Origin of the sequence: Streptomyces sp. 2114.4 (genome assembly GCF_900187385.1) — a bacterium.
Classification (GTDB): Bacteria; Actinomycetota; Actinomycetes; order Streptomycetales; family Streptomycetaceae; genus Streptomyces; species Streptomyces mooreae.
Map to the genome: position 1 here is coordinate 1,447,776 of NZ_FYEY01000001.1, position 22,580 is coordinate 1,470,355.

The 22,580-nt window shown below is 70.6% G+C and carries 20 protein-coding genes; 8 read left to right on the top strand and 12 right to left on the bottom strand.

Going from position 1 to position 22,580, the window contains the following annotated elements; all coding sequences use genetic code 11:
- Positions 1 to 96: 96 nt before the first annotated feature.
- The 3 genes from CFW40_RS06340 to CFW40_RS06350 are packed head-to-tail and all read right to left on the bottom strand — an operon-like array spanning position 97 to position 3,627.
- Positions 97 to 882 carry a 3-oxoacyl-ACP reductase gene (locus CFW40_RS06340; protein WP_088796854.1) on the bottom strand — a complete coding sequence of 262 codons (786 nt, stop codon included), beginning with the start codon at positions 880 to 882 and terminating at the stop codon, positions 97 to 99.
- Complete coding sequence (locus CFW40_RS06345) at positions 879 to 2,249, bottom strand: aldehyde dehydrogenase (RefSeq protein ID WP_088796855.1); 1,371 nt, start codon at positions 2,247 to 2,249, stop codon at positions 879 to 881. The genes CFW40_RS06340 and CFW40_RS06345 overlap by 4 nt, the downstream gene beginning before the upstream one ends.
- A gap of 10 nt (positions 2,250 to 2,259) precedes the next feature.
- Positions 2,260 to 3,627: a glutamine synthetase family protein gene (locus CFW40_RS06350; protein WP_088796856.1), complete on the bottom strand. Its 1,368-nt coding sequence runs from the start codon at positions 3,625 to 3,627 to the stop codon at positions 2,260 to 2,262.
- 73 nt (positions 3,628 to 3,700) lie between these two features.
- Here CFW40_RS06350 and CFW40_RS06355 point away from each other — a divergent pair, with 73 nt between their 5' ends.
- From CFW40_RS06355 to CFW40_RS06365, 3 genes are all read left to right on the top strand, one after another.
- Positions 3,701 to 4,432, top strand: coding sequence for a FadR/GntR family transcriptional regulator (locus CFW40_RS06355; RefSeq protein WP_088796857.1), 732 nt, complete (start codon positions 3,701 to 3,703; stop codon positions 4,430 to 4,432).
- Positions 4,433 to 4,581: 149 nt separating this feature from the next.
- Positions 4,582 to 6,069, top strand: coding sequence for an ethanolamine permease (gene eat, locus CFW40_RS06360; protein ID WP_088796858.1), 1,488 nt, complete (start codon positions 4,582 to 4,584; stop codon positions 6,067 to 6,069).
- Between the two features lie 123 nt (positions 6,070 to 6,192).
- A complete protein-coding gene (locus tag CFW40_RS06365; RefSeq protein ID WP_088796859.1) occupies positions 6,193 to 6,891 on the top strand; it encodes a gamma-glutamyl-gamma-aminobutyrate hydrolase family protein in 699 nt (232 codons plus the stop codon).
- A gap of 151 nt (positions 6,892 to 7,042) precedes the next feature.
- Here CFW40_RS06365 and CFW40_RS06370 read toward each other — a convergent pair whose 3' ends face one another.
- Positions 7,043 to 7,975 carry a LysR family transcriptional regulator gene (locus CFW40_RS06370; protein ID WP_176956560.1) on the bottom strand — a complete coding sequence of 311 codons (933 nt, stop codon included), beginning with the start codon at positions 7,973 to 7,975 and terminating at the stop codon, positions 7,043 to 7,045.
- Between the two features lie 86 nt (positions 7,976 to 8,061).
- Here CFW40_RS06370 and CFW40_RS06375 point away from each other — a divergent pair, with 86 nt between their 5' ends.
- Positions 8,062 to 9,222 carry a TDT family transporter gene (locus CFW40_RS06375; protein WP_088801938.1) on the top strand — a complete coding sequence of 387 codons (1,161 nt, stop codon included), beginning with the start codon at positions 8,062 to 8,064 and terminating at the stop codon, positions 9,220 to 9,222.
- A gap of 91 nt (positions 9,223 to 9,313) precedes the next feature.
- On the opposite strand, the gene CFW40_RS06380 is transcribed toward CFW40_RS06375, so the two are convergent.
- The 3 genes from CFW40_RS06380 to CFW40_RS06390 all read right to left on the bottom strand — a co-directional run bounded on the left by CFW40_RS06380 (position 9,314) and on the right by CFW40_RS06390 (position 14,137).
- On the bottom strand, positions 9,314 to 10,090 hold the full coding sequence (locus CFW40_RS06380) for a helical backbone metal receptor (RefSeq protein WP_256331568.1): 777 nt from the start codon (positions 10,088 to 10,090) through the stop codon (positions 9,314 to 9,316).
- A gap of 200 nt (positions 10,091 to 10,290) precedes the next feature.
- Positions 10,291 to 12,900: an ABC transporter permease/substrate binding protein gene (locus CFW40_RS06385; RefSeq protein WP_088796860.1), complete on the bottom strand. Its 2,610-nt coding sequence runs from the start codon at positions 12,898 to 12,900 to the stop codon at positions 10,291 to 10,293.
- Positions 12,893 to 14,137: a glycine betaine/L-proline ABC transporter ATP-binding protein gene (locus CFW40_RS06390; protein WP_256331567.1), complete on the bottom strand. Its 1,245-nt coding sequence runs from the start codon at positions 14,135 to 14,137 to the stop codon at positions 12,893 to 12,895. The genes CFW40_RS06385 and CFW40_RS06390 overlap by 8 nt, the downstream gene beginning before the upstream one ends.
- 227 nt (positions 14,138 to 14,364) lie before the next feature.
- Between CFW40_RS06390 and CFW40_RS06395 the strand changes: the two genes are divergently transcribed.
- On the top strand, positions 14,365 to 15,279 hold the full coding sequence (locus CFW40_RS06395) for a 5'-3' exonuclease (RefSeq protein ID WP_088796861.1): 915 nt from the start codon (positions 14,365 to 14,367) through the stop codon (positions 15,277 to 15,279).
- Between the two features lie 51 nt (positions 15,280 to 15,330).
- The gene (locus tag CFW40_RS06400) at positions 15,331 to 16,188 is read left to right on the top strand and encodes a siderophore-interacting protein (protein ID WP_088796862.1); all 858 of its coding nucleotides are present in this window, start codon (positions 15,331 to 15,333) and stop codon (positions 16,186 to 16,188) included.
- A gap of 97 nt (positions 16,189 to 16,285) precedes the next feature.
- On the opposite strand, the gene CFW40_RS06405 is transcribed toward CFW40_RS06400, so the two are convergent.
- Positions 16,286 to 19,102: an RNA helicase gene (locus tag CFW40_RS06405; RefSeq protein WP_088796863.1), complete on the bottom strand. Its 2,817-nt coding sequence runs from the start codon at positions 19,100 to 19,102 to the stop codon at positions 16,286 to 16,288.
- A 263-nt stretch (positions 19,103 to 19,365) separates the two neighbouring features.
- Here CFW40_RS06405 and CFW40_RS06410 point away from each other — a divergent pair, with 263 nt between their 5' ends.
- Together CFW40_RS06410 and CFW40_RS06415 are read left to right on the top strand one after the other, a co-directional pair.
- Entirely contained in the window at positions 19,366 to 19,653 is a 288-nt protein-coding gene (locus CFW40_RS06410; RefSeq protein WP_088796864.1) for a hypothetical protein, read from the top strand.
- Between the two features lie 278 nt (positions 19,654 to 19,931).
- Positions 19,932 to 20,336, top strand: coding sequence for a hypothetical protein (locus tag CFW40_RS06415; protein WP_143034579.1), 405 nt, complete (start codon positions 19,932 to 19,934; stop codon positions 20,334 to 20,336).
- Between the two features lie 182 nt (positions 20,337 to 20,518).
- On the opposite strand, the gene tatC is transcribed toward CFW40_RS06415, so the two are convergent.
- The 4 genes from tatC to CFW40_RS06435 all read right to left on the bottom strand — a co-directional run bounded on the left by tatC (position 20,519) and on the right by CFW40_RS06435 (position 22,523).
- Positions 20,519 to 21,481 carry a twin-arginine translocase subunit TatC gene (tatC, locus tag CFW40_RS06420; protein WP_088796866.1) on the bottom strand — a complete coding sequence of 321 codons (963 nt, stop codon included), beginning with the start codon at positions 21,479 to 21,481 and terminating at the stop codon, positions 20,519 to 20,521.
- A 62-nt stretch (positions 21,482 to 21,543) separates the two neighbouring features.
- Positions 21,544 to 21,828 (bottom strand): Sec-independent protein translocase subunit TatA, encoded by a 285-nt coding sequence (gene tatA / locus CFW40_RS06425; RefSeq protein WP_088796867.1) that lies wholly within the window; start codon positions 21,826 to 21,828, stop codon positions 21,544 to 21,546.
- A gap of 204 nt (positions 21,829 to 22,032) precedes the next feature.
- Positions 22,033 to 22,245, bottom strand: coding sequence for a hypothetical protein (locus CFW40_RS06430; protein WP_088796868.1), 213 nt, complete (start codon positions 22,243 to 22,245; stop codon positions 22,033 to 22,035).
- Between the two features lie 17 nt (positions 22,246 to 22,262).
- On the bottom strand, positions 22,263 to 22,523 hold the full coding sequence (locus CFW40_RS06435) for a hypothetical protein (RefSeq protein ID WP_088796869.1): 261 nt from the start codon (positions 22,521 to 22,523) through the stop codon (positions 22,263 to 22,265).
- Positions 22,524 to 22,580 lie beyond the last annotated feature (57 nt).

Genomic DNA, 22,580 nt, shown 5'->3' on the forward strand with positions numbered 1-22,580 from the left:
GAACGAAGAATCGAAGGCGGAGGCTAGCGCACGGCGGCCGGGCGTGGTGCGAATCCCGGCCGCCATGACGCTGAAGTGGAGGTGAACAACCAGTGGTTACACCGGGGTGACGTACGCGCCCGCGATGCCTCCGTCGACCAGGAATTCGGCGGCGTTGACGAACGAGGAGTCGTCGCTGGCGAGGAAGGCGACGGCGGAGGCGATCTCCTCGGGCTCGGCGAACCGGCCGACGGGGACGTGCACCAGGCGGCGCGCGGCGCGCTCGGGGTCCTTGGCGAACAGCTCCTGCAGCAGCGGGGTGTTGACCGGTCCCGGGCACAGGGCGTTGACCCGGATGCCCTCGCGGGCGAACTGCACGCCCAGTTCACGGGACATGGACAGCACGCCGCCCTTGGAGGCGGTGTAGCTGATCTGCGAGGTGGCGGCGCCCATCACGGCCACGAAGGACGCGGTGTTGATGATGGAGCCACGGCCCTGGTCGCGCATGTAGGGCAGGGCGTGCTTGCAGCAGAGGTAGACCGAGGTGAGGTTGACCTCCTGGACGCGCTTCCAGGCGTCCAGGCCGGTGGTGAGGATCGAGTCGTCGTCGTCCGGGGAGATCCCGGCGTTGTTGAAGGCGATGTCGACCGAGCCGTAGGTGTCGAAGGCGGTCTTGTACAGCGCCTCGACCTGGTCGGAGTCGGTCACGTCGACCTGGACGAAGAGGCCGCCGACCTCGGCGGCCGCGGCCTTGCCCGCCGTCTCGTCGATGTCGGCACAGACGACGTTGGCGCCTTCGGAGGCCAGTCGGCGGGCGGTGGCCAGGCCGATGCCGCTGCCGGCACCGGTGATCACGGCGGTACGGCCGACGAGGCGGCGGCACACTGCGGTCTGCTCGGTCACTTGGTCTCCTCGGTGCTGATGAAGATGTTCTTGGTCTCGGTGAACGCGGTCAGTGCGTCCGGGCCCAGCTCACGGCCGAGACCGGACTGCTTGAACCCGCCGAAGGGGGTCCAGTAGCGCACGGCGCTGTGGGAGTTGACGGAGAGGTTGCCGGCCGCGACGCCGCGCGAGACCCGCAGGGCGCGGCCGACGTCACGGGTCCACAGCGAGCCGGCCAGGCCGTAGTCGCCGGCGTTGGCGAGCCGGACGGCGTCGGCCTCGTCGTCGAAGGGCAGGACGACGGCGACCGGGCCGAAGATCTCCTCGACGGCCGTACGGTCCTCGGGGCGGCCCTCCAGGACGGTGGCCGGGTACCAGAAGCCCTTGCCGGCGGGCGCCTCGCCGCGGATGGCCGCCGGGGCGTCCTCGGGGACGAAGGACCGTACGCGCTCGCGCTGGGCGGCGGAGATCAGCGGCCCCATCTGGGTGTCCGGATCGGCCGGGTCGCCGACGGTGAACGCCTTGACCGCGGGCTCCAGCAGCTCCAGGAAGCGGTCGTAGACGGAGCGCTGGACGAGGATGCGGCTGCGGGCGCAGCAGTCCTGGCCGGTGTTGTCGAGGAAGGAGCCGGGGGCGGCGGCCGCCGCGGCCTCGATGTCCGCGTCGGCGAAGACGATGTTGGGGCTCTTGCCGCCGAGTTCCAGGGTGAGCCGCTTGGTCTGCGCCGCGCAGCGGGCGGCGATCTGCCGGCCGGTGGTGGTGGAGCCGGTGAAGACGACCTTGGCGACGCCGGGGTGGTCGACCAGCGCGGTGCCGGTGACCGGTCCCTCGCCGGGCAGGACCTGGAACAGACCCTCGGGGAGCCCGGCCTCCAGGGCGAGTTCGCCGAGCCGGAGTGCGGTGAGCGGGGTGGTCTCGGCGGGCTTGAGGAGAACGGCGTTGCCGGCCGCGAGCGCGGGGGCGGTGCCCCAGGCGGCGATCGGCATCGGGAAGTTCCAGGGCGCGATGACGGCGACCACGCCCAGCGGCTCCTGGACGGTGAGGTTCAGGCCGCCGGCGACCGGAATCTGGGTGCCGGTCAGCCGCTCCACTCCCCCGGCCGCGTAGTGCAGCAGGTCGCGGACGTTGCCCGCTTCCCACCGGGCGTTGCCCAGCGGGTGGCCGGCCTCCTTGAGTTCGAGGGCGGCAAGCGGCTCGATGTGCGCGTCGACGACGTCGGCGAAGCGGCGCAGGATGCGGGCCCGGTCGCCGGGTGCCACCGCGGCCCAGGCCTCCTGGGCGGCCGCGGCGCGGCGGACCGCCGCGTCGACCTCTTCGGGAGAGGTGGTGGGGACGGTGGCCACCACCTCCTCGGTCGCCGGGTTGAGAATCTTCAGCTCGTGCAACACGTGCGGTTCCTTACATGCGCTCGAAGGAGCGGAAGCGCTCCCAGTCCGTGACGGCGGCGTCGTAGGCGTCCTGTTCGACGCGGGCCATGTGGCGGTAGTGGTCGACGACCTCGTCGCCGAACGCGGCCCGGGCGATCGGGCTGCGCTCCCACAGCTCGGCGGCCTCGCGCAGGGTGGTGGGGACATGGGCGGCATCGCCGGTGTAGGCGTTGCCGGTGGTCGCCTCGGGGAGTTCGAGCTCGTGCTCTATGCCGTAGAGACCGGCCGCGACCATGCCGGCGACCGCGAGGTAGGGGTTCACATCGCCGCCGGGCAGACGGTTCTCCAGCCGGTGGGCGCGGCCGTGGCCGACCACCCGCAGGGCGCAGGTGCGGTTGTCGGGGCCCCAGGCGACGGCGGTGGGCGCGAAGGAGCCGGGGCGGAAGCGCTTGTAGGAGTTGATGTTGGGCGCGTAGAGGAGCGTGAAGTCCCGCATCGCCGCGACCTGGCCCGCCAGGAAGTGCTGCATGGTCTTCGACATGCCGTACGGGCCGTCGTCGTCGGCCAGCACCGGGCGGCCGTCCTCGTCCTGCAGCGAGAGGTGGATGTGACAGGAGTTGCCCTCGCGCTCGTCGTACTTCGCCATGAAGGTGAGCGACATGCCCTCCTGCGCGGCGATCTCCTTGGCGCCGGTCTTGTAGATGGCGTGCTGGTCGCAGGTGGTGAGCGCCTCGTCGTAGACGAACACGATCTCGTGCTGGCCGAGGTTGCACTTGCCCTTGGCGGACTCGACGGTCATGCCGGCCGCGCCCATCTCGTTGCGGATCCGGCGCAGGACGGGCTCGACCCGGCCGGTGCCGAGGACGGAGTAGTCGCCGTTCCACTGGTTGGCGGGGTTCATCTCGCGGTAGCCGCGGGACCAGGCGTCCTCGTAGGAGTCCTTGAAGAGCATGAACTCCAGCTCGGTGCCGGCGTAGGCGCTCCAGCCGCGCTCGGCGAGCCGGTCGAGCTGGCGGCGCAGGATCTGCCGGGGCGAGGCGGCGACCGGGGAGCGGTCGTGCCAGGCGAGGTCGGCGGTGATCAGGGCGGTGCCGGGGTTCCAGGGGGTGCGGCGCAGCGTGCCGGGGTCGCCGTGCATGGCGAAGTCGCCGTAGCCGCGCTCCCAGGAGGACATCGCGTAGCCCTCGACGGTGTTGAGGTCGACGTCGACGGCGAGGAGGTAGTTGCAGCCCTCCGTGCCGTGGTCGAGGACGGTGTCGAGGAAGTATCGGGCCGCGAACCGCTTGCCCTGGAGCCTGCCTTGCATATCGGTGAAGGCGAGGACGACAGTGTCGATCTCCCCGGCGTCGACGAGGACCCTGAGCTCCTCGACGGAGAGTGGGGGCGTGCGGTCTGCCACGGTGTTGCCTCCTGTCACTGCATCCGGAGGTCATAAGGTAGGCACACGAACCATTGATTGGGAAGGGGTATCGATGGACGGTGCGGCGGACCGGCTGGCACCCGTACTGCGACCGGTGCGGGCGGGCAACGGTTTCGAGGAGGCACTGGAGCAGATACTCCAGGTCGTCCGGCTCGGCCTGGTACCCCAGGGCGAACGGCTGCCCGCCGAGCGCGAGTTGGCCGAGCGGCTGCAGATCAGCCGGGTCACCCTGCGCGAGGTGCTGAAGGTGCTGCAGGACGAGGGCCTGGTGGAGAGCCGGCGCGGGCGCTACGGCGGCACCTTCGTCCGGCTGCGCACGGAGAATCCCGACGAGGCGGAGCTGCGCCGCAGGATCGAGAAGATCGACGTCGAGGACACCCTGCGCTTCCGGGAGGTGCTGGAGGTGGGCGCGGCCGGGCTGTGCGCGGCCCACGGGCTCGGTGACCAGCAGAGCGACCGGCTGCGGGCGGCCCTCGCGGCGACCCAGGACGCACCGCTCGCCGACTACCGCCGGCGCGACACCCTGCTGCATCTGACCCTCGCGGAGCTGTCCGGGTCGGCGTCGCTGGCGGCGCAGTACGCGGCGGTGCGGGCACGGGTGAACGACCTCCTGGACTGCATTCCGCTGCTGGTGCGGAACCTGGAACACTCGCAGACCCAGCACACGGCGCTGGTGGAGGCGGTGCTGGAGGGCGATGCGGACGGTGCGCGCGAGGTGATGCGCGAGCACTGCTGCGGGACCGCGGCGCTGCTGCGGGGCTTCCTGACCGCCCCCTCCCCCTGACCGCACCGTCACCCTGAGCGCCCGCCCGGGGACCGTGCGCGCGCGTTCACCATTCTTTTACGTACAGGTCTTGCGCCGAGGCGACCCGCCAGCAAAGGTATGCGGCTAAACCTTTGCTCGTTATCCCCTCGGCGAGGCAGGAGCGGCTCATGGCCGACAGCACGGAATCGCAGACCGCACCGCCCACCGCGTCCCCGGGCGGCAGCTCCCCGGACGGCGGCGCATCATCCGACGAGAGCTACCTGGAGCGGCGGACGCTGCGCCGCGGCAGCGCGGGGCCCCTGCTGCTGACCGGCCTGGGCGTCGCCTATGTCGTCTCCGGCGACTTCTCGGGATGGAACAACGGTCTGGCGCAGGGCGGCTTCGGCGGCCTGGCGATCGCCGCCGTCCTGATGGGCCTGATGTACACCTGTCTGGTCTTCGCGCTGGCGGAGCTGGCCTCGATCCTGCCGACCGCCGGCGGCGGCTACGGCTTCGCCCGGCGCGCCCTGGGCACCTGGGGCGGCTTCCTGACCGGCACCGCCATCCTCATCGAATATGTACTGGCGCCCGCCGCGATCTCCATCTTCATCGGTGACTACGTCGAATCGCTCGGCCTCTTCGGCCTGCACTCCAGCTGGCCGGTCTATCTCGCCTGCTTTGCGATCTTCATCGGCATCCATCTGTGGGGCGTGGGCGAGGCGCTGCGCTTCAGCCTGATCGTCACCGCCGTCGCGGTCGCCGCGATCATCGTCTTCGCGATCGCCGCCCTGACCGACTTCCATGTGGACACGCTCAACGACATCCCCGTCAAGGCCGGGGCCTTCGGGGCCAACTCCTGGCTGCCGTTCGGCATTCTGGGGATCTGGGCGGCCTTCCCGTTCGGCATGTGGTTCTTCCTCGGCGTCGAGGGCGTACCGCTGGCGGCCGAGGAGACCAAGGACCCGGCCCGGTCGCTGCCCAAGGCGATGGCCGCCGCGATGGGCATCCTGCTGGTGCTGGCACTGATCACCTTTGTCGCCGCCACCGGGGCACGCGGCTCGGCGGCGATCCAGTCGGTGGGCGACCCGCTGGTCCAGGCGCTGCAGCCGCACGGCGCGCCGACCACCGTCAGCCGGATCGTCAACTACGCGGGGCTCGCGGGCCTGGTGGCGTCCTTCTTCTCCCTCATCTTCGCCGGTTCCCGCCAGCTCTTCGCGCTCTCCCGGGCCGGTTACCTGCCCCGCTTCCTCTCCCTGACCAGCCGCCGGAAGGCCCCCTACCTGGGGCTGCTGGTGCCCGGGGCGCTGGGCTTCGCGCTCGCCGCGGCCACCGGGGACGGCGCCCGGATGCTCAATGTCGCGGTCTTCGGCGCCACCATCTCCTATGCGCTGATGGCGCTCTCGCACCTCGTGCTGCGCCGCCGCGAACCCGGGCTGCCCCGCCCGTACCGCACCCCCGGCGGCATGCTGACCTCGTCCGTCGCCTTCGTCCTGGCCTGCTCGGCGCTGGTGGCGACGTTCCTGGTCGACAAGGAAGCCGCCTTCATCGCCCTCGGCGTCTACGTCGTGGCGCTCGCCTACTTCGCCTTCTACTCCCGCCACCGGCTGGTGGCCGCGGCGCCCGAGGAGGAGTTCGCGGCGCTCGCGGCGGCGGAGGCGGAGCTCGAACGCACCTGACCGGCACCCCGGGACGCACGCCATGGCCGGCCGGCACCCCCGGCCGGCCCCGTCCGTCCCCGCACCACCCGCACTCACTCACGCGCCCCACCGCCCCCACCGACCCACGGAGGACCGCACCCCATGTCCCAGCCCCTCATCGGCATCAGCACGTACCAGGAAGAGGCCCGGTGGGGGGTGTGGGCCCTGCCCGCCGCGCTGGTGCCCGCCGGCTATCCGAAGCTGGTGCAGCGCTCGGGCGGGCTGGCCGCGCTGCTGCCACCGGGCGATCCGGACACGGCGGCCGCGGCCGTGGCCCGCCTGGACGGGCTGGTGATCGCCGGCGGCGCGGATGTGCAGCCGGCGCGCTACGGCGCGGAGCCGCACCCCAGGACGGGTCCGCCCGCCCTGGACCGGGACGCCTGGGAACTGGCCCTGATCGAGGCCGCCTTGGCGGGCGGCGTACCGCTGCTGGGCATCTGTCGCGGCCTCCAGCTGCTGAACGTGGTCCTGGGCGGCACCCTCGTCCAGCACCTCGACGGGCATGCCGGAGCGCCCGGCGTCTTCGACCGGCACGACATCAAACCGGTCCCCGGGACGCTGCTGGGCCGGACGCTGCCCGAGCCGGTCTCCGTGCCGACCTACCACCACCAGGCCGTGGACCGGCTCGGCCGCGGACTGGTGCCGTCCGCCTACGCGGAGGACGGCACCATCGAGGCGGTGGAACTCCCTGGCGCGTACGGCTTCACCCTGGCGGTGCAGTGGCACCCGGAGGCCGGGGACGACACCCGGGTGATGGAGGCCCTGGTGGCGGCGGCGCGCGAGGCAGCCGCCACCACGTGACGGGGGCGTGCCGGGCCGTCGGCGGCCCGCGGGCCCGGCACGTTCAGGACACCCCACGGGCCCGGCACCCCCAGGACGACCCGTGCGCCCGGCACCCCCAAGGCGCCCCACGGGCCCGGCACCTTCAAGGCGCCCCGTGCGCCCGGCCCGCTCAGGACGCCCCGCGGGTCAGCCCCAGCAACTCGCGGGCCGGGCCCGCCGGCCGCTGACCGGCGGGCCACACGGCCCGCAGCTCCCGGCCGAGCCGCAGCTCCCGCACCGGAATCTCGACCAGCCGGCGCGCGGTCAGCTCCTCCCCGACCGCGAGTTCACTGAGCACGGACGGTGCCGCCTCGCTCACCACGGCCGCCTTCACGGCGGTGGTCGAGGCGAGCTCCAGGAGCGGTTCGGCCAGCCCGCCGTGCCGGGCGAGCGCCGCATCCAGCACCTGGCGGGTTCCCGAGCCCCGCTCGCGCAGGATCAGCGGAGTGGCGGCGAGTTCGGCGACGGTCAGCTCCCCCCGGCGCCGGGCCCACGGGTGCGAGGGAGCGGCGACCACGACCAGCCGGTCCTGCCCGATGACGGTCCCGTCCAGCCCCGCCGGCACCTGCAGCCCCTCCACGAAGCCGAGGTCCGCTTCCCCGCCCAGCAGCCGCTCGGCCACCGCGCCGGAATTGCCCGCCAGCAGCGATACGGCGGTCCCGGGCCGCCGCGCGCGCAGGGCGATCAGCCACCCCGGCAGCAGATACTCGGCGATGGTCATGCTGGCCGCGACCCGCAGCCTTGAATCGCGCTGCCCCCGCAGCGCCTGCGCACCGGCGTCGAAGGCCTCGGCGGCCTCCACCACCCGGCGCGCCCAGTCCGTCACCAGGGCCCCGGCCTCCGTCAGCCGGGAGCCGCGCGGCGAGCGTTCGACCAGCGCCACTCCCAACTGCCGCTCCATCGAGCGGATACGGCTGCTGGCGGCGGGCTGGGAAATGCCCCGCGCCCGCGCGGCCCGCCCCAGACTCCCGAGCCGGGCGACGGCGAGCAGCAGCTCCAGCGCACCGAGGTCCGGGACCCGGTGCGCCAGCGAAACGGCGGCGGGCCGGGTCTCACCACTCATAAGTCCCCCTGCACATAACCCCAGCTTATGCCCTCATAGACACAAGGTCCCTGGTGGCGGCCGTCCCGGGCGCCGACGCTGTTGTCATGGCATCTCTCGCGCAAGCACCTTCCCGCCCCGGCACCGCCGCCGGGACCGGCCCCGGCACCCGTCCCGGCACCCCCGATACCGCGCCCTCGGTCCGCCATCTCGGGCCGAACTGGTACGCCGCCGTCATGGGCACCGCGATCGTCGCCAACGCCGGCACGGTCCTGCCGCTCACCGCCCCCGGCCTGCACACCGCCCTCCAGGTCGTCTGGGCACTGTCGGCGCTGATGCTGCTGACGCTGCTGGCCGCGCGGGCCGTGCACTGGGCGCGCCACGGCGACCAGGCGCGCACCCATCTGCTCGACCCGGCCGTCGCCCCCTTCTACGGATGCCTGGCCATGGCCCTGCTGGCGGTCGGCGGCGGCACACTCGCCGTGGGCCGGGATGTCCTCGGCGAACCGGCCGCGGTGGCCGCGGATGCCACGCTGTGGATCCTGGGCACCCTCGTCGGCCTCACCTGCGCCGCCGGGATCCCGTACCTGATGGTGGCCCGGCACCGCATCGAGCCGGGCAGCGCCTCTCCCGTCTGGCTGCTGCCGCTGGTCGCTCCCATGGTGTCGGCGGCGCTGGGCCCGGCCCTGGTGCCGTATCTGCCGGCCGGCCAGTGGCGGGCGGCCCTGCTGTTCGCCTGCTACGCGCTGTTCGGCATGTCGCTGCTGGCCACGCTGCTCGTCCTGCCGCTCGTGCTGTCCCGGCTGATCCACCACGGCCCGCTCCCCCTCGCGCTCACCCCCACGCTGTTCCTCGTCCTGGGCCCCCTGGGGCAGTCCACCACCGCGGTGGCCAACCTCGCCCATGCCGCACCGGGCGTCGTGGACTCCTCCTCCGCGCACGCCATGGGCGCCTTCGCGGTGCTCTACGGCGTCCCGGTCATGGGCTTCGCCCTCCTCTGGCTGGCGATCGCCACCGCACTGGTGGTGCGCGCCGTCCGCAACGGCATGGGTTTCGCGATGACCTGGTGGGGCTTCACCTTCCCGCTCGGGACCTGCGTCACGGGTGCAGTGGGGCTGGCCCGGCGCACCGGTCTGACCGCCTTCGACTGGCTCGCGGTGGGCCTGTTCGCGCTTCTGGTGACGGCCGTGGCGGTGGCCGCCACCCGGACCGCCGCCGGCCTGGCCCACGGCCGCCTGCTCGCGCCGCCCCGGCCGGTCGCCTCGTAGGGGGTGTCTGCCTCAACCGTGGTGCGCCGCCCGACCACGCAGCCGTCGTACGCCGCCCCTCACCTGGCCGCGGCCAGGGCCTCACGCTCCCTCACCGCGCCGCGGCCAAGGCCCCGGACAGTTCCGCCGGAGCGCGTACCAGGGACGGCCCGTACCAGGTCAGATACCGGCCGCTGACCAGCGCGGCGGGCAGGCCCGGGAACGCCTCGGGACCGTCCTCGGCGCTGAAACGGTAGGGCTCGTCGGGCAGCACCACCAGGTCGGCGCCGCAGGCCAGGAGCGCGTCGAGCGGGATGCGGGGGTAGCGGTCGGCATGGTCCGCGTAGTGATGGCGGACGCCCAGCCGGGCCAGGAGGTCGCCGGCGAAGGTGTCCCGGCCCAGCACCATCCACGGGCGCCGCCAGACGGGCACCACCGCCGTCCTTCCCCAAGCTCTCAACTCCGTTCGAGCAGGGGAGACCCCAATCGCCGCCGGGACCGGCAGCTCGCGCCAGGCGGCCTCGGCGGCGTCCAGCCACGGGGGCCGGGCCAGCCCGCAGCCGTGGACGAGGACCCGCTCCAGCTCCCGGAACGCCTGCGGCAGGGTCCGTACCTCGGTGACCAGCACCGCGATCCCGGCGGCGCGCAGCGCGGCGAGATCCGGCTCCCGGTTCTCCTCCTCGTTGGCGAGCACCAGATCGGGGGCGAGGGCGGCGATCCGCTCCGTGTCCGGGTTCTTGGTGCCGCCGATACGGACGACATCGAGCCCGGCCGGCTCGCTGCACCAGTCGGTGGCCCCCACCAGCAGGCCGGGGGCGGTGCGGGCGAGGGCCTCCGTCAGCGAGGGCACGAGGGAGACCACGCGGTGCGGCGGAGTGCGGCTCATCATGGCGCCAGCCTCGCACGGACCGGCCCGCCCCGGCCGGACCGCGCCCGGGCGCACAACCGGATCCGTGCGCACGCATTCCGTTGCGCCTTCCGTCCCGCCTTCCGTCCCGCATTGCGTCCCGCGGGCCGGATACGGCCGAGCCCCGCCACCGAAGGATCCGGTGACGGGGCTCGCCGCACTGACGTGGGCGCCGATGAGGGCTACTTCACGGGTGCCATCTTGTCGACGATGCCCGGATGGGCATCGATCCACTTCTGGACGCCCTTGTTCTCGTTGCCCTTGCCGGCCGCCTGAATGTCCTTCTCCAGGCTGCCGAGCTCATCGGCGCTCATCTTCCAGTTCTTCAACCAGCGGTGGAACTCCGGGAACTTGTCCGGGAAGCTCTTGTTGCCGATCGTCTTGATCTGGTTGTTGGCGCCCCAGGTGCCCTGGGGGTCCTTGAGCTTGGTGAGGTGGTACTTGCTGTACGCCCAGTGCGGGGACCACAGGACCACCGCGATGGGCTCCTTCTTGGCGTAGGCCCGCTCCAGCTCGGTGAGCATGGCGCTGGTCCCGGCCTCGGTGACGTCGAAGCCGTCCAGGCCGTACGCGGGAGACACCACGCTCTTGAGGCGCTTCATCTCGCCGGTGCCCGGCTCGATACCGATGATCTTGCCGCCGAAGGTGTCCTTGTGCTTGCGCAGGTCGTCCAGGGTCTTCACGCCCTTGACGTAGGACGGTACGGCGATCTCCAGCGAGGTCTTGTCGTACCAGGCCCCGACATCGACGAGATCGTTCTTGTACTTGTCCCAGTACTGCTTCTGCGCCACCGGAAGCCAGCCGTCGGTTTCGACATCGATCTGCCCCGTCGACAACCCGGTCCACATCGGGCCGACATCGAGGTTCTGCAGCTTCGGCTTGTAGCCCCGCTTCTCCAGGATGTTCTTCCAGAGATACGTGGTGGCGATGCCCTCGTCCCACGCCGGGTAGCCCATGGTCGGGGCCTTGCCCGCGTCCTTGCCCTTGGCGTACTGGGCCTTGGCGGACGGCGCCAGCTTGTTGACCAGGCCCGGGTGCTGCTTGAGCCAGGCGCGGACGCCCTCCTGCTCATGCCCGGTACCGGCGTTCTTGACCGCGCTCTCGAGGCTGGTGAGCTGCTTCTCGTCCAGGTGGAAGTTCTTCATCCAGCCGGCGACCTGGGGCTCGTCGTGGGAGAAGCCCTTGCGGCCCAGCATGTGCAGGCTGTCCCCGGAGCCGAAGGAGCCCTTGGGGTCCTTGAGCTTGGTCAGCTTGTACTTGTCGTAGGCCCAGTGCGGCGACCACAGCGTGACGGCGATCGGCTTCTTGTCGTGGATCGAGCGGTCCAGCTCGGTGAGCATGGACGAGGTGCTGGACTCCATGACCTTGTACTCGCCGCCCAGGCCGTAATCCTTGAGGACCTTGTCCTTGAGGATCTTCATCTCGCCCGCGCCCGGCTCGATTCCGACGATCTTGCCGCCGAAGGTGCCGCTCTTGCCCTTGAGGTCGTCCAGGGTCTTGACGTCCTTCATGTAGGACGGGACCGCGATCTCCAGCGAGGTCTTGTCGTACCAGGCGCCCAGGTCCTCGAGCTTGTCCTTGTACTTCTTCCAGTACTCCGCGTGGGTCGTCGGCAGCCAGGCGTTGGTCTGGACGTCGATGTCACCGCGGGCCTGGCCGGTGAAGAGCGGGCCGGCGTCCAGGGCCTGGGCCCGGGGCTTGTAGCCGCGCTGTTCGAGGATCTCCTTCCACAGGAAGGTCGTGGCCTTGCCCTCGTCCCAGTTGACGTAGCCGAGGCTGATCGGCCGGCCGTTGCCGTCGGTGCCGCCCGCGCCGCTGCCCTTGTCCTTGCCGAGGACACTCATCCCGCCGGCGACCAGCGCGAGCACGACCACTGCGACCGTCGCCAGCGAGGTCGTGGGCTTCCACCGGAGGAACTTCAGGCCGCCGAGCGCGGCCTGCGCCTTGGCCAGCGCGCGCCGGCCGAGCGGTGAGACCCGCTGGTTGAGCGCGCTGGTCATCCGGTCCAGGTACACCGCGAGGATGACGACCGCGAGACCGCCCTCCGCGCCCAGCTTCACATCGACCGAGCTGAGCGAGAGGTAGACGGTGCCGCCGAGACCGGCACCGCCGACCATGCCGGCGATGACGACCATGGACAGCGCCAGCATGATGACCTGGTTGATACCGGCCATGATCGTCGGCAGCGCGAGCGGCAGCTGTACGCGGAAGAGCGTGCGCCGCGGATGGGTGCCGAACGCGTCGGCCGCCTCGACGAGTTCACCGTCGACCTGCCGGATGCCCAGTTCAGTCATGCGGACCGCGGGCGGCATGGAGAAGACGATGGTCGACACGATGCCGGGGACGGCGCCCAGGCCGAAGAAGAGGATGCCGGGGATCAGGTAGACCATCGCGGGCATCGTCTGCATCAGGTCCAGTACCGGACGCACCGCTCCGCTGACGGCACGGTTGCGGGCCGCCCAGATACCGAGGGGGACGGCGACGGCGACCGTGATGATGCAGGCCACCAGCACCAGCGAGAGCGACTGCATGGTCTGGTGCCACTGCTCGATCGAATCGATCAGGGCGAAGCCGATGAAAGTCAGCACGGCGGCCGGCAGCCCCCGCAGCCACCAGGCGATCACCGCGAAAATGCCCGTCAGGAGCAGCGGTGTGGGGCCGGAGAGGACCGTGAGGATGCCGTCGTAGAAGCCGCCCAGCACGGTCGTGACGAAGTGGAAAAGCCACTCGGCGTGGTCCCGCAGCCATTCGACCAGGCTGTCGGCCCAACTGCCTATCGGGATCCTAGGCACCGGCGTTCACCTTGTCCTCGGGGTCGTGGTCCGTGGACGTGTTCCCGGACGTGGGCTCGGACGTGGGCTCGGAGGTCTTCGCCACCGGTGTCTTCTCGGCCGGTGTCGTCTCCGTGGCCGTCCCGCCGTCGGCCTCGGCCGGGGCGGGGCCGGCCGGGGCCGGGCTCAGCTCCGCGGCCTCCCCGAGGACGGCCAGCAGCCGCTCGGCCGTGACGGCCCCGACCAGAGCACCCTGCTCATCGGTCACGGCGACCGGAACGCTGCTGGCCGAACAGGGCGTGAACAGCTCGACCAGCGGGGTGTCGACCCCGACCGTGGCGGGCGCCGCGGCCCGGAACTCCGCCGCGGTGGCGAGCTTCTTGCCCTCCGGGGTCGTGGCGCCGAGCACGGTCCCGACCTCGGCCATGATCGCGCCCGCGGTCAGCACCCGGGTGCGGTCCACGTCCTGGGTGAAGGAGGCGACATAGTCGTTGGCCGGTGTGACGAGGATGTCCTCGGCACTGCCGATCTGCACGATCCGGCCGTCACGCATCACGGCGATCCGGTCGCCGAGCCGCATGGCTTCGTTCAGGTCGTGGGTGATGAAGACGATGGTCTTCTTCAGCGACTTCTGCAGCTCCAGCAGCTGGTCCTGCATATCGCGGCGGATCAGCGGGTCGAGGGCGCTGAAGGACTCGTCCATCAGCAGCAGATCGGCGTTGGTGGCCAGCGCGCGGGCCAGTCCCACGCGCTGCTGCATACCGCCGGACAGCTCGTCGGGCCAGGACTTCTCCCAGCCCTTGAGCCCGGTGAGTTCCAGCGCTTCGGTGGCGCGCGCGGTACGCTCGGCGCGCGGTACGCCCTGCACTTCGAGGCCGTAGGCGGCGTTCTCCAGCACACTGCGGTGCGGGAAGAGCGCGAAGTGCTGGAAGACCATGGAGATCTTCTGGGAACGGACCTTGCGCAGCTCCTTGTCGCTGAGCGACGTCAGGTCCTGGCCGTCGAAGCGGACGGTCCCCGAGGTCGGCTCCAACAGCCCGTTGAGGGTGCGCAGCAGGGTGGACTTGCCCGATCCGGACAGACCCATGACGACGAATATCTGGCCCTCGTCGACCTCGATCGAGGCGTCGATCACCGCGGCGGTGGTGCCTTCGGCCCGCAGCTCCTCCCGGTCGGCGCCGGCTTCGAGTTTGCGGACCGCGTCCTCGGGTCGTCTGCCGAACACCTTGTACAGATGCTCGGCTTGCAGCCTGGCCACATATGCCTCTCTTGTCGATTGAGGGACGACCTGCCACCCCCGTAGCCAGGTCGTGGAGCGGCACGGGTTCCGCCCGCCTTTACCGGTCGAAAGGTTGAATCTCGACCGGGTCCACTCCGGTTGCGCGCCTGCCCTTCTTTATCTGGCTCAAACAAGTCAGTGATTCAACTCACATCCGCGTGACGTATGGGGCATACGGCAAGATGCGGGATGTGACTCGACGCCTGATGCTCCTCGACACCGCCTCTCTCTACTTCCGCGCCTATTTCGGGGTACCGGAATCAGTCAAGGCCCCGGACGGCACCCCGGTGAACGCGGTACGCGGCCTGCTGGACTTCATCGCCCGGCTCGTCCAGGACCACCACCCCGACGACCTGGTCGCCTGCATGGACTTCGACTGGCGCCCCCAGTGGCGGGTCGATCTGATCCCCTCGTACAAGGCGCACCGGGTCGCCGAGGAAGCCCCGGCCGGCTCCACGGAGCCCGACGAGGAGGAGATCCCCGACACCCTCTCGCCGCAGGTCCCGGTCATCGAGGACGTCCTGGACGCCCTGGGCATCGCCCGCATCGGGGCGGCCGGCTACGAGGCCGATGACGTCATCGGCACCCTGACCGCACAGGCGAAGGGCCCGGTGGACATCGTCACCGGCGACCGCGACCTCTTCCAGCTCGTCGACGACCGGCGCGGCATCCGCATCCTCTATCCACTCAAGGGCGTCGGCACCCTCCAGATCACCGACGAGGCCCTGTTGCGCGAGAAGTACGGGGTGGACGGCCCCGGTTACGCCGATCTGGCGCTGTTGCGCGGCGACCCCAGCGACGGCCTGCCCGGCGTACCGGGCATCGGCGAGAAGACCGCCGCCAAACTGCTGGACACCTACGGCGACCTGGCCGGCATCATGGCCGCCGCCGACGACCCGGCCTCGAAGGTGACCCCCGCCCAGCGCAAGCGGCTGCTGGAGGCGCGCCCCTATCTGACCGTCGCCCCCAAGGTCGTGAAGGTGGCCACCGACGTGCCCGTCCCCGCCGTCGACCACACCCTGCCGGCCGAACCGGCCGACCCCGAGCGCCTGGAGGCGCTGGCCGCCCAATGGGGCCTCGGCGGAGCCCTGCAGCGCCTGCTCCTCACCCTCCGCCGCTGACACCTGTTAGGTTAGGTATACCTAACAATTCACGCATCAGGGGAGATTGCCGTGGCAGCAGAGCGTCCGTCCCGCAAGAAGCCCACCCTGCACCGCGCCCGGGTGGAGCGCACCGAGCAGCTCACCCCGCACATGGTCCGTGTGGTGCTGGGCGGTGACGGGCTGGCGGAGTTCACGTCGGGCGAATACTCCGACCATTACGTGAAGCTGGTCTTTCCGCTGCCCGGCGTCAGCTACCCCGAGCCGTTCGACATCGCGCAGATCCGCGCCGACTTCCCGCGCGACCAGTGGCCCAGCACCCGTACCTACACCGTCCGCGCCTGGGATGCCGGAACCCGCGAGCTGACCGTGGACTTCGTGGTGCACGGCGACGAGGGCCTGGCCGGGCCGTGGGCGGCCGCGGCGAAGCCCGGCGAGGAGATCTTCCTGCTCGGCCCCGGCGGCGCCTACGTCCCCGAGGCGAGCGCCGACTGGCACCTGCTGGCGGGCGACGAGAGCGCGCTGCCGGCCATCGCGGCCTCCCTGGCCCGGATGCCCGCGGGGGCGCCGGTGCACGCCTTCATCGAGGTGGCCGGCCCGGAGGAGCGTCAGGAACTGGAGGTACCGCCCGGCGCCGAGGTCACCTGGCTCTACCGCGGTGCCGCGCCGGTCGGCCGTGAACTGGTCGCCGCCGTACGGGCGCTGGAGTTCCCGGCCGGCCGGGTCCAGGCGTTCGTGCACGGCGAGGCCGGGTTCGTGAAGGAACTGCGCCATCTGCTCCGCGTCGAGCACGCGGTCCCCCGTGAGGCCCTGTCCGTCTCCGGCTACTGGCGCACCGGCCACAACGAGGACGGCTGGCAGGCCGCCAAGCGCGACTGGAACCAGCAGGTCGAGGCCGAACAGGAGTCAGCGCCGGCAACGGCCTCCTGACGCCCGCCCGGCCTTCCGGGCGAGCGCAGCCGGCGCCGCACCCCGCCGAACGGGGGTGCGGCGCCGTCGCACTGCCGGGCCGGGCCGGCCCTGCCGCTCAGCCCACCGACGAATACGCCACCACGCCGCGCAGCACACCGTCCATGGCCTTGCGGGCGGTACGCGCCACCGTGCCCCCGGGCGGGGCGGCCGCGGCGATCTGGCCGAGGACGTCGACCAGCTGCTTGCACCAGCGGACGAAGTCACCGGCGGGCATCTCCGCCTCCCGCAGGACCTCGTCGAGGCCGAAGCCGGAGGCCCAGCGGTACGCGGCCCAGGCGAAGCCGAGGTCCGGCTCGCGCTGGCCGACGCCCTCCGCCTGGTTGATCTTGTGGTCCTCCTCCAGGGCGTCCAGCCGGCCCCAGATGCGGACCATCTCGCCCAGCGCGTCCCTGGCCTTGCCGGCCGGCAGCTTGGGTGCCGCCGCGTCGTCCGCCTGCCGTGCCTCGTACACCAGCGCCGAGGCGCAGGCCGCCAGCTCCGCCGGGCCCAGGCCCTCCCAGACGCCCTCGCGCAGGCATTCGCTCGCCAGCAGATCCAGCTCGCCGTAGAGCCGGGCCAGGCGGCGGCCCTCGTCGGTGACCGTGTCGCCCTCGAGGTAGTCCAGCTCGGTCAGCAGGGCGCAGATCCGGTCGAAGGTACGGGCGATGGTGTTCGTCCGCCCCTCGATCCGGCGCTCCAACTGGCGGGTGTCGCGCAGCAACCGGTGATAGCGCTCCGCCCAGCGGGCGTGGTCCTCGCGCTCGGCACAGCCATGGCAGGGGTGCGCCCGGATCTCCGTCCGCAGCCGGGAGATCTCACGGTCGTCGGCCGCCGCCGAACGGGGCTTGCGGTGCCGCGACGGCACCCGGTGTCCTGCCTTCGTCCGCAGCGCCGAGGCCAGATCGCGGCGCGACTGCGGGCTGCGGGCGTTGAAGGACTTGGGGATCCGCATCCGGTCCAGCGCCTCGACCGGCACCGGGAAGTCGATCGACCCCAGCCGCTTGACCTGCCGCTCGGCGGTCAGCACCAGCGGACGCGGGCCGTCCTGCGCCTCGAAGCCGCGATGGCCGTTGGTCCGCCCCGACGGCATACCGGGGTCGAGGACCAGCGCGAGGCCCGCGTATTTGCCGGTCGGCACATGGATGACGTCGCCGGGCTTCAGCTTCTCCAGCGCCGCCGCGGCCGCCACCCGCCGCTGAGCCGCGCCCTGCTTGGCCAGCTCCGTCTCCCGCTCCTTCAGCTCCCGCCGCAGCCGGGAGTACTCCTCGAAGTCGCCGAGGTGACAGGTCATCGAGCCGCGGTAGCCCTCCAGCCCCTCCTCGTTCTTCTGCACCTGCCGCGAGATCCCGACCACCGACTTGTCGGCCTGGAACTGCGCGAAGGACATCTCCAGCAGCTCCCGCGAACGGTGCCTGCCGAACTGCGAGACGAGGTTGACCGCCATGTTGTACGACGGCTTGAAGGAGGACCGCAGCGGATACGTACGCGTCCCGGCGAGCCCGGCCAGCGCGCCCGGATTCATCCCCCGCTGCCACAGCACCACCGCATGGCCCTCGATGTCGATCCCGCGGCGGCCGGCGCGGCCGGTCAGCTGGGTGTACTCACCGGGGGTGATGTCGGCGTGCTGCTCGCCGTTCCACTTCACCAGCTTCTCCAACACCACGGAACGCGCGGGCATGTTGATGCCCAGCGCCAGCGTCTCGGTGGCGAAGACGGCCTTGACCAGACCCTTGACGAACAGCTCCTCGACGACCTCCTTGAACGTCGGCAGCATGCCGGCGTGGTGCGCCGCGATGCCCCGCTCCAGGCCCTCCAGCCACTCGAAGTAGCCCAGCACATGCAGGTCGTCGTCCGGGATGCCGGCCGTCCGCGCCTCCACTATGCGGCGGACCTCCTCACGGCCCTCCTGGTCGTTGAGCCGCAGGCCCGAATACAGGCACTGCTGGACGGCGGACTCGCAGCCGGCGCGGCTGAAGATGAAGGTGATCGCGGGCAGCAGACCCTCGTTGTCGAGGCGGTCGATGACCTCGGGCCGGCTGGGCGTCCAGATCCGGGCACGCTGGCGCCGCTCGCGCTCACGGTCCGCCTCGCGCAGATTGCGGCCCCGGCGCTTGTCCCGGCCGAACGTCGGCCGGCTGTTCTCCATCCGCGCCAGCCGCTCCAGATCGGGATTGACCTCGCGGCGGCCGCCGCTCTGCCCGTCCCGCTCCTCGAACAGGTCGTATATCCGGCGGCCCGCGAGGACGTGCTGCCACAGCGGCACCGGACGGTGCTCGGAGACGATCACGGCCGTGTCACCACGGACGGTGTCCAGCCAGTCGCCGAACTCCTCGGCGTTGGAGACCGTCGCCGACAGTGACACCAGCGTCACCGATTCGGGCAGATGGATGATCACCTCTTCCCAGACGGCGCCACGGAAGCGGTCGGAGAGGTAGTGCACCTCGTCCATCACCACATAGCCGAGGCCGACCAGCGACTGGGAGCCGGCATAAAGCATGTTCCGCAGCACTTCGGTGGTCATCACGACCACCGGAGCCTCGGAGTTGACACTGTTGTCGCCGGTCAGCAGACCGACCTTCTCGGCACCGTACCGCTTCACCAGATCCTGGTACTTCTGGTTGGACAGCGCCTTGATGGGCGTGGTGTAGAAGCATTTTCGGCCCTGCTCCAGAGCCAGGTGGACGGCGAATTCGCCGACGATCGTCTTTCCGGATCCGGTAGGGGCCGCGACCAGCACGCCCTTGCCGGCCTCCAGGGCCTGACACGCCTCGACCTGGAACGGGTCCAGACCGAAGTCGTACATCTCTCGGAAAGGGGCGAGTGCGGTGGCCTGCTCGGCCGCCCGGAGCTTGGCGGCGGCATAGCGCTCAGCAGGGGACATGTCCTCGGTCATCGTGCTTACGAGCCTACCGGCCACCTCTGACAACGACCGGATCTTTATGACGGCCCTTTACCGAACGAGCCCGCACGCCCGCGGGCGACCGGGGCGCCGACGTTGCGGTCCTTACGGCCGGAAAACCGCTGGCACTCCCATGAAAGGTCCCCACTATGATCATTCTGCCTGCCCGGGGGGGCTGAGCAGGCGTTCAGTGACCAAGGACGCCACCCTCGGGCACAGCGGAGGGCCGCATGCACCTCCGGCAACGAAGGGGAACGATGAACAAGTTCAGGGCAGCAACCGTGACCGCGACACTGGCCGTGACCGCATTGGGCCTTCCCATGGCGACGGCTGGGCCGGCCGCCGCCGCAAGCGTGGGCAAGTGCGTCCAGGCGACGTGGCACCCGAGCAAGAACTCCGTCGACATCTACAACGGCTGCAAGAAGACCATCAAGGTGCAGATCGCCGAGCGCTGGTGGCCGGACAGCGACTGCTTCACGATCCGGCCGAAGGGCAGGCTCCACTACCAGGGCACCGGCCAACTCCAGGGCGCCAAGTACTGCTGAGGCCCGGGAGCGCCGCATGAGCCCGTCACCGCACGGTCGGGAGAGGGGCAGCTCACAATGAAGGGCGGGGAGCCGTGCACGGCTCCCCGCCCTGCCATTTCCACCCCCGCCACGCCATTCCCGACCGCAAGGGAACGGTCAGCAGGTCGGCCCCACGCGCCTCCCCCCACCGCAGAGTGCACGGAAAAGAACGCCGACGCATACGACCACGCACTCTTACCCATGGCCGGTTTTCTACTTGATCACCCCTTTTGACCGCCCGTAAGGTAGCGATCAGCGTGCACTCGAACGAATTTTCCATTTTTGGCGATTCCGCGAGTCGCGCCCGTGACAAGAGGAACGAGCGACATCGGGTGGAGAAAATGAGCATCACGAAGCGCGCCATCGCTGTGGTGGCAGGCACCGCGGCTGTGGCAATCATGACGACCGCCGTGCCGGCGGCAGCTGCCACGGCGACCACCATGAGCACGCACCGCGGCACGTCCGGTTGTTTTAGCTGGTCGTGGGCAGACGGCAACGTCACCACGGCGGTGTACAGCCACAACACCTGCTCCTCGGCGCACAAGATCCACATAAGTTGGTCCGTCGCCGCCGACTATGAACAGTGCGTTGCCGGAGGTGCGCACTTCAATTCCCGTGCCGTGGGTGGGCCCACCGCCATCAAGGACTACGGCAAGTGCTGAGCGCTCACACCTAGCAGCCTTGGGTGGGTGGCTCCGCGGAGCCACCCACCCAAGGCTTTCTGCTGCTCATGCTCAATTCACTCCGCGCAAGACCCTGCACCGGACGTGCGGGAGGCCCTGGCTCGACGAGCACGGGGCCTTCGGTTCGCAGCAGTTGTCGCGGGGCGGAGCCCGCGCCCTCCTCAGGTGACGTCGTCGAAGCCGCCGCGCTTGCTGTCTTCGCCCTTCGCCTGCTCCGGCAAGGCTGCCACGGGGGACCCCACAGGCTGGATCTCACCGATGTCGGTAGGTGTCAGGTCGAGCTCGGACGCCTCGTCGTCAGCGGGCTCGACCGCGGCACGCCGCCGCCGGCGGGCATCGTTGGCCAATGCGACTCCCACGGCACCGAAGTACAGCAGAACGATGGGTCCCGCGAGAGCGATCATGGTCAGCGGGTCGGTGCTCGGCGTGGCGATGGCCGAGAAAACGGTAATGGCCATGACCATGGCCCGCCACCATCCCCGCATGCGCCTGCCGCTGATGATCCCGGCGAAATTCAACATCACCAGGAGCAACGGCAGTTCGAAGGACAGTCCGAAGACGACGACCATGCGCGCGATCAGATCGAGCAGCTTGTCCAACGTGATCAGATTGCCGATCCCGGCCGGGGTGAAGCCAATGAGCACCTCGGCGGTGGTCGGCAGCACCCGGTACGCGAAATACCCGCCGATGGCGAACAGCGGGAAGCCCACTCCTACGAAGGAGAGCGCGTACTTCTTCTCATTACGGTGAAGACCGGGCGCGAGGAATGCCCAGAGCTGGTAGAGCCACACCGGGGAGGAAAGGATCAGCCCCGCGACCAAGGAGACCTTGAGCGCAAGAGTGAAGGGGCCGAGCAGGTCCATCATGACGATGCTGGCGCATCGTGACCCTTTTTCCTGCTTGGCGAGTTCGGTAAAAAGCGCATTGCATCCTACGGACTGCAGCACCGGCTTCGTGAAGACGTCGATGATCGCTTCGTAGAAGAAGGCCGAAATGACCGTTGCAATGACGATGGCCAGCAGGCCCTTGGCGAGCCGGTTGCGCAACTCACGCAGGTGCTCCACCAGAGGCATCCGCCCCTCGGGATCCTTCACCTTTTGTTCTTTGGGGGCAGACTTGAGCAACCCATGTCCTCATCTCATGCAGCGGGCCACCGGCCCGGGCCGGTGCAGCAGGAAAACCTCGGTCAGCGCTGCGCCGTGTGGTCGGTCTCCGCCGGTCGCGCGCTGCTCACGTCGCCGGGCGAGGCCTGGATGGTGCGGGTCGCCTGCTGCGCGCCGGGGTTAGGCGGGTCGGAAGGAGCCTCCTGCTGCTGGCTCCCCTCGGACTTCATCGCCTTCGCCTCGCTCTTGAGGATGCGAGCCGACTTACCGAGCGAGCGAGCCATGTCGGGAAGCTTCTTGGCGCCGAACAACAGGACGACCACAACGAGAATGAGGATGATCTCGGGAGCACCGATGCGTCCGAACATAAGCGTTAACCTTCTCACCGAGGCGGTTGGGATGGGACTACCTGACTTGGCCGGACATCCGTCCGCCCGCCGTACTGCAGGCGATCGTAACGCTCACGGGTAAACGCAAAGCAACCCCTGTGCGCACTCCCGGCAGCCGACCACGCCTCGTCCATCGGCCCCGTCGGACAGCCTACCGCCCGCGTGTACGAGACCTCGGATGCATCACACCCGGGGGTCCGTTTCACGCCGACGTGCCGCGAAGGCGAGCGGAACGGCCGCCCGCTCAAGATCCTCGGCGGCCCGCCGGATCCGCTCCGAACTCGCTCCGACCTGGCGGGCGAGCCGCCGCACCTCGGCGAAGACACGTACGGCCAGGACGCCGAGCACGGCGATCCCGGCGAAGCCGAGGGCGATTGCGATCATGGGCCAGAGCATGGGGACGAGCCTATCGGTCAGCCCGTGTGCAGCCGCAGCGTGCGGACCCCGCCGCCGGTCAGCAGCTCGACGATCCGCTCACCGGCCGGTCTGCGCACCGCGCGGCGGCAGTCGGGGCAGGTGAAGGAGTAGAAGGTGGTGCGGCTGCTGGCGCCGATCGCCAGCCGGAAGGCGTCCGACGCCAGCTCGAAGCGGCCCCGGCAGTCCGGGCAGGCCGCTTTGAAGAGCACCGGCGCGCTCATGCCCGCCAGGGTGGTGGTCACCATCGTGGTCGTCATCCTTCGCTGCCGTCTCCTGCTCCCTGCGCACGGCGGTGCGCCACCGGGTGCCCCGCC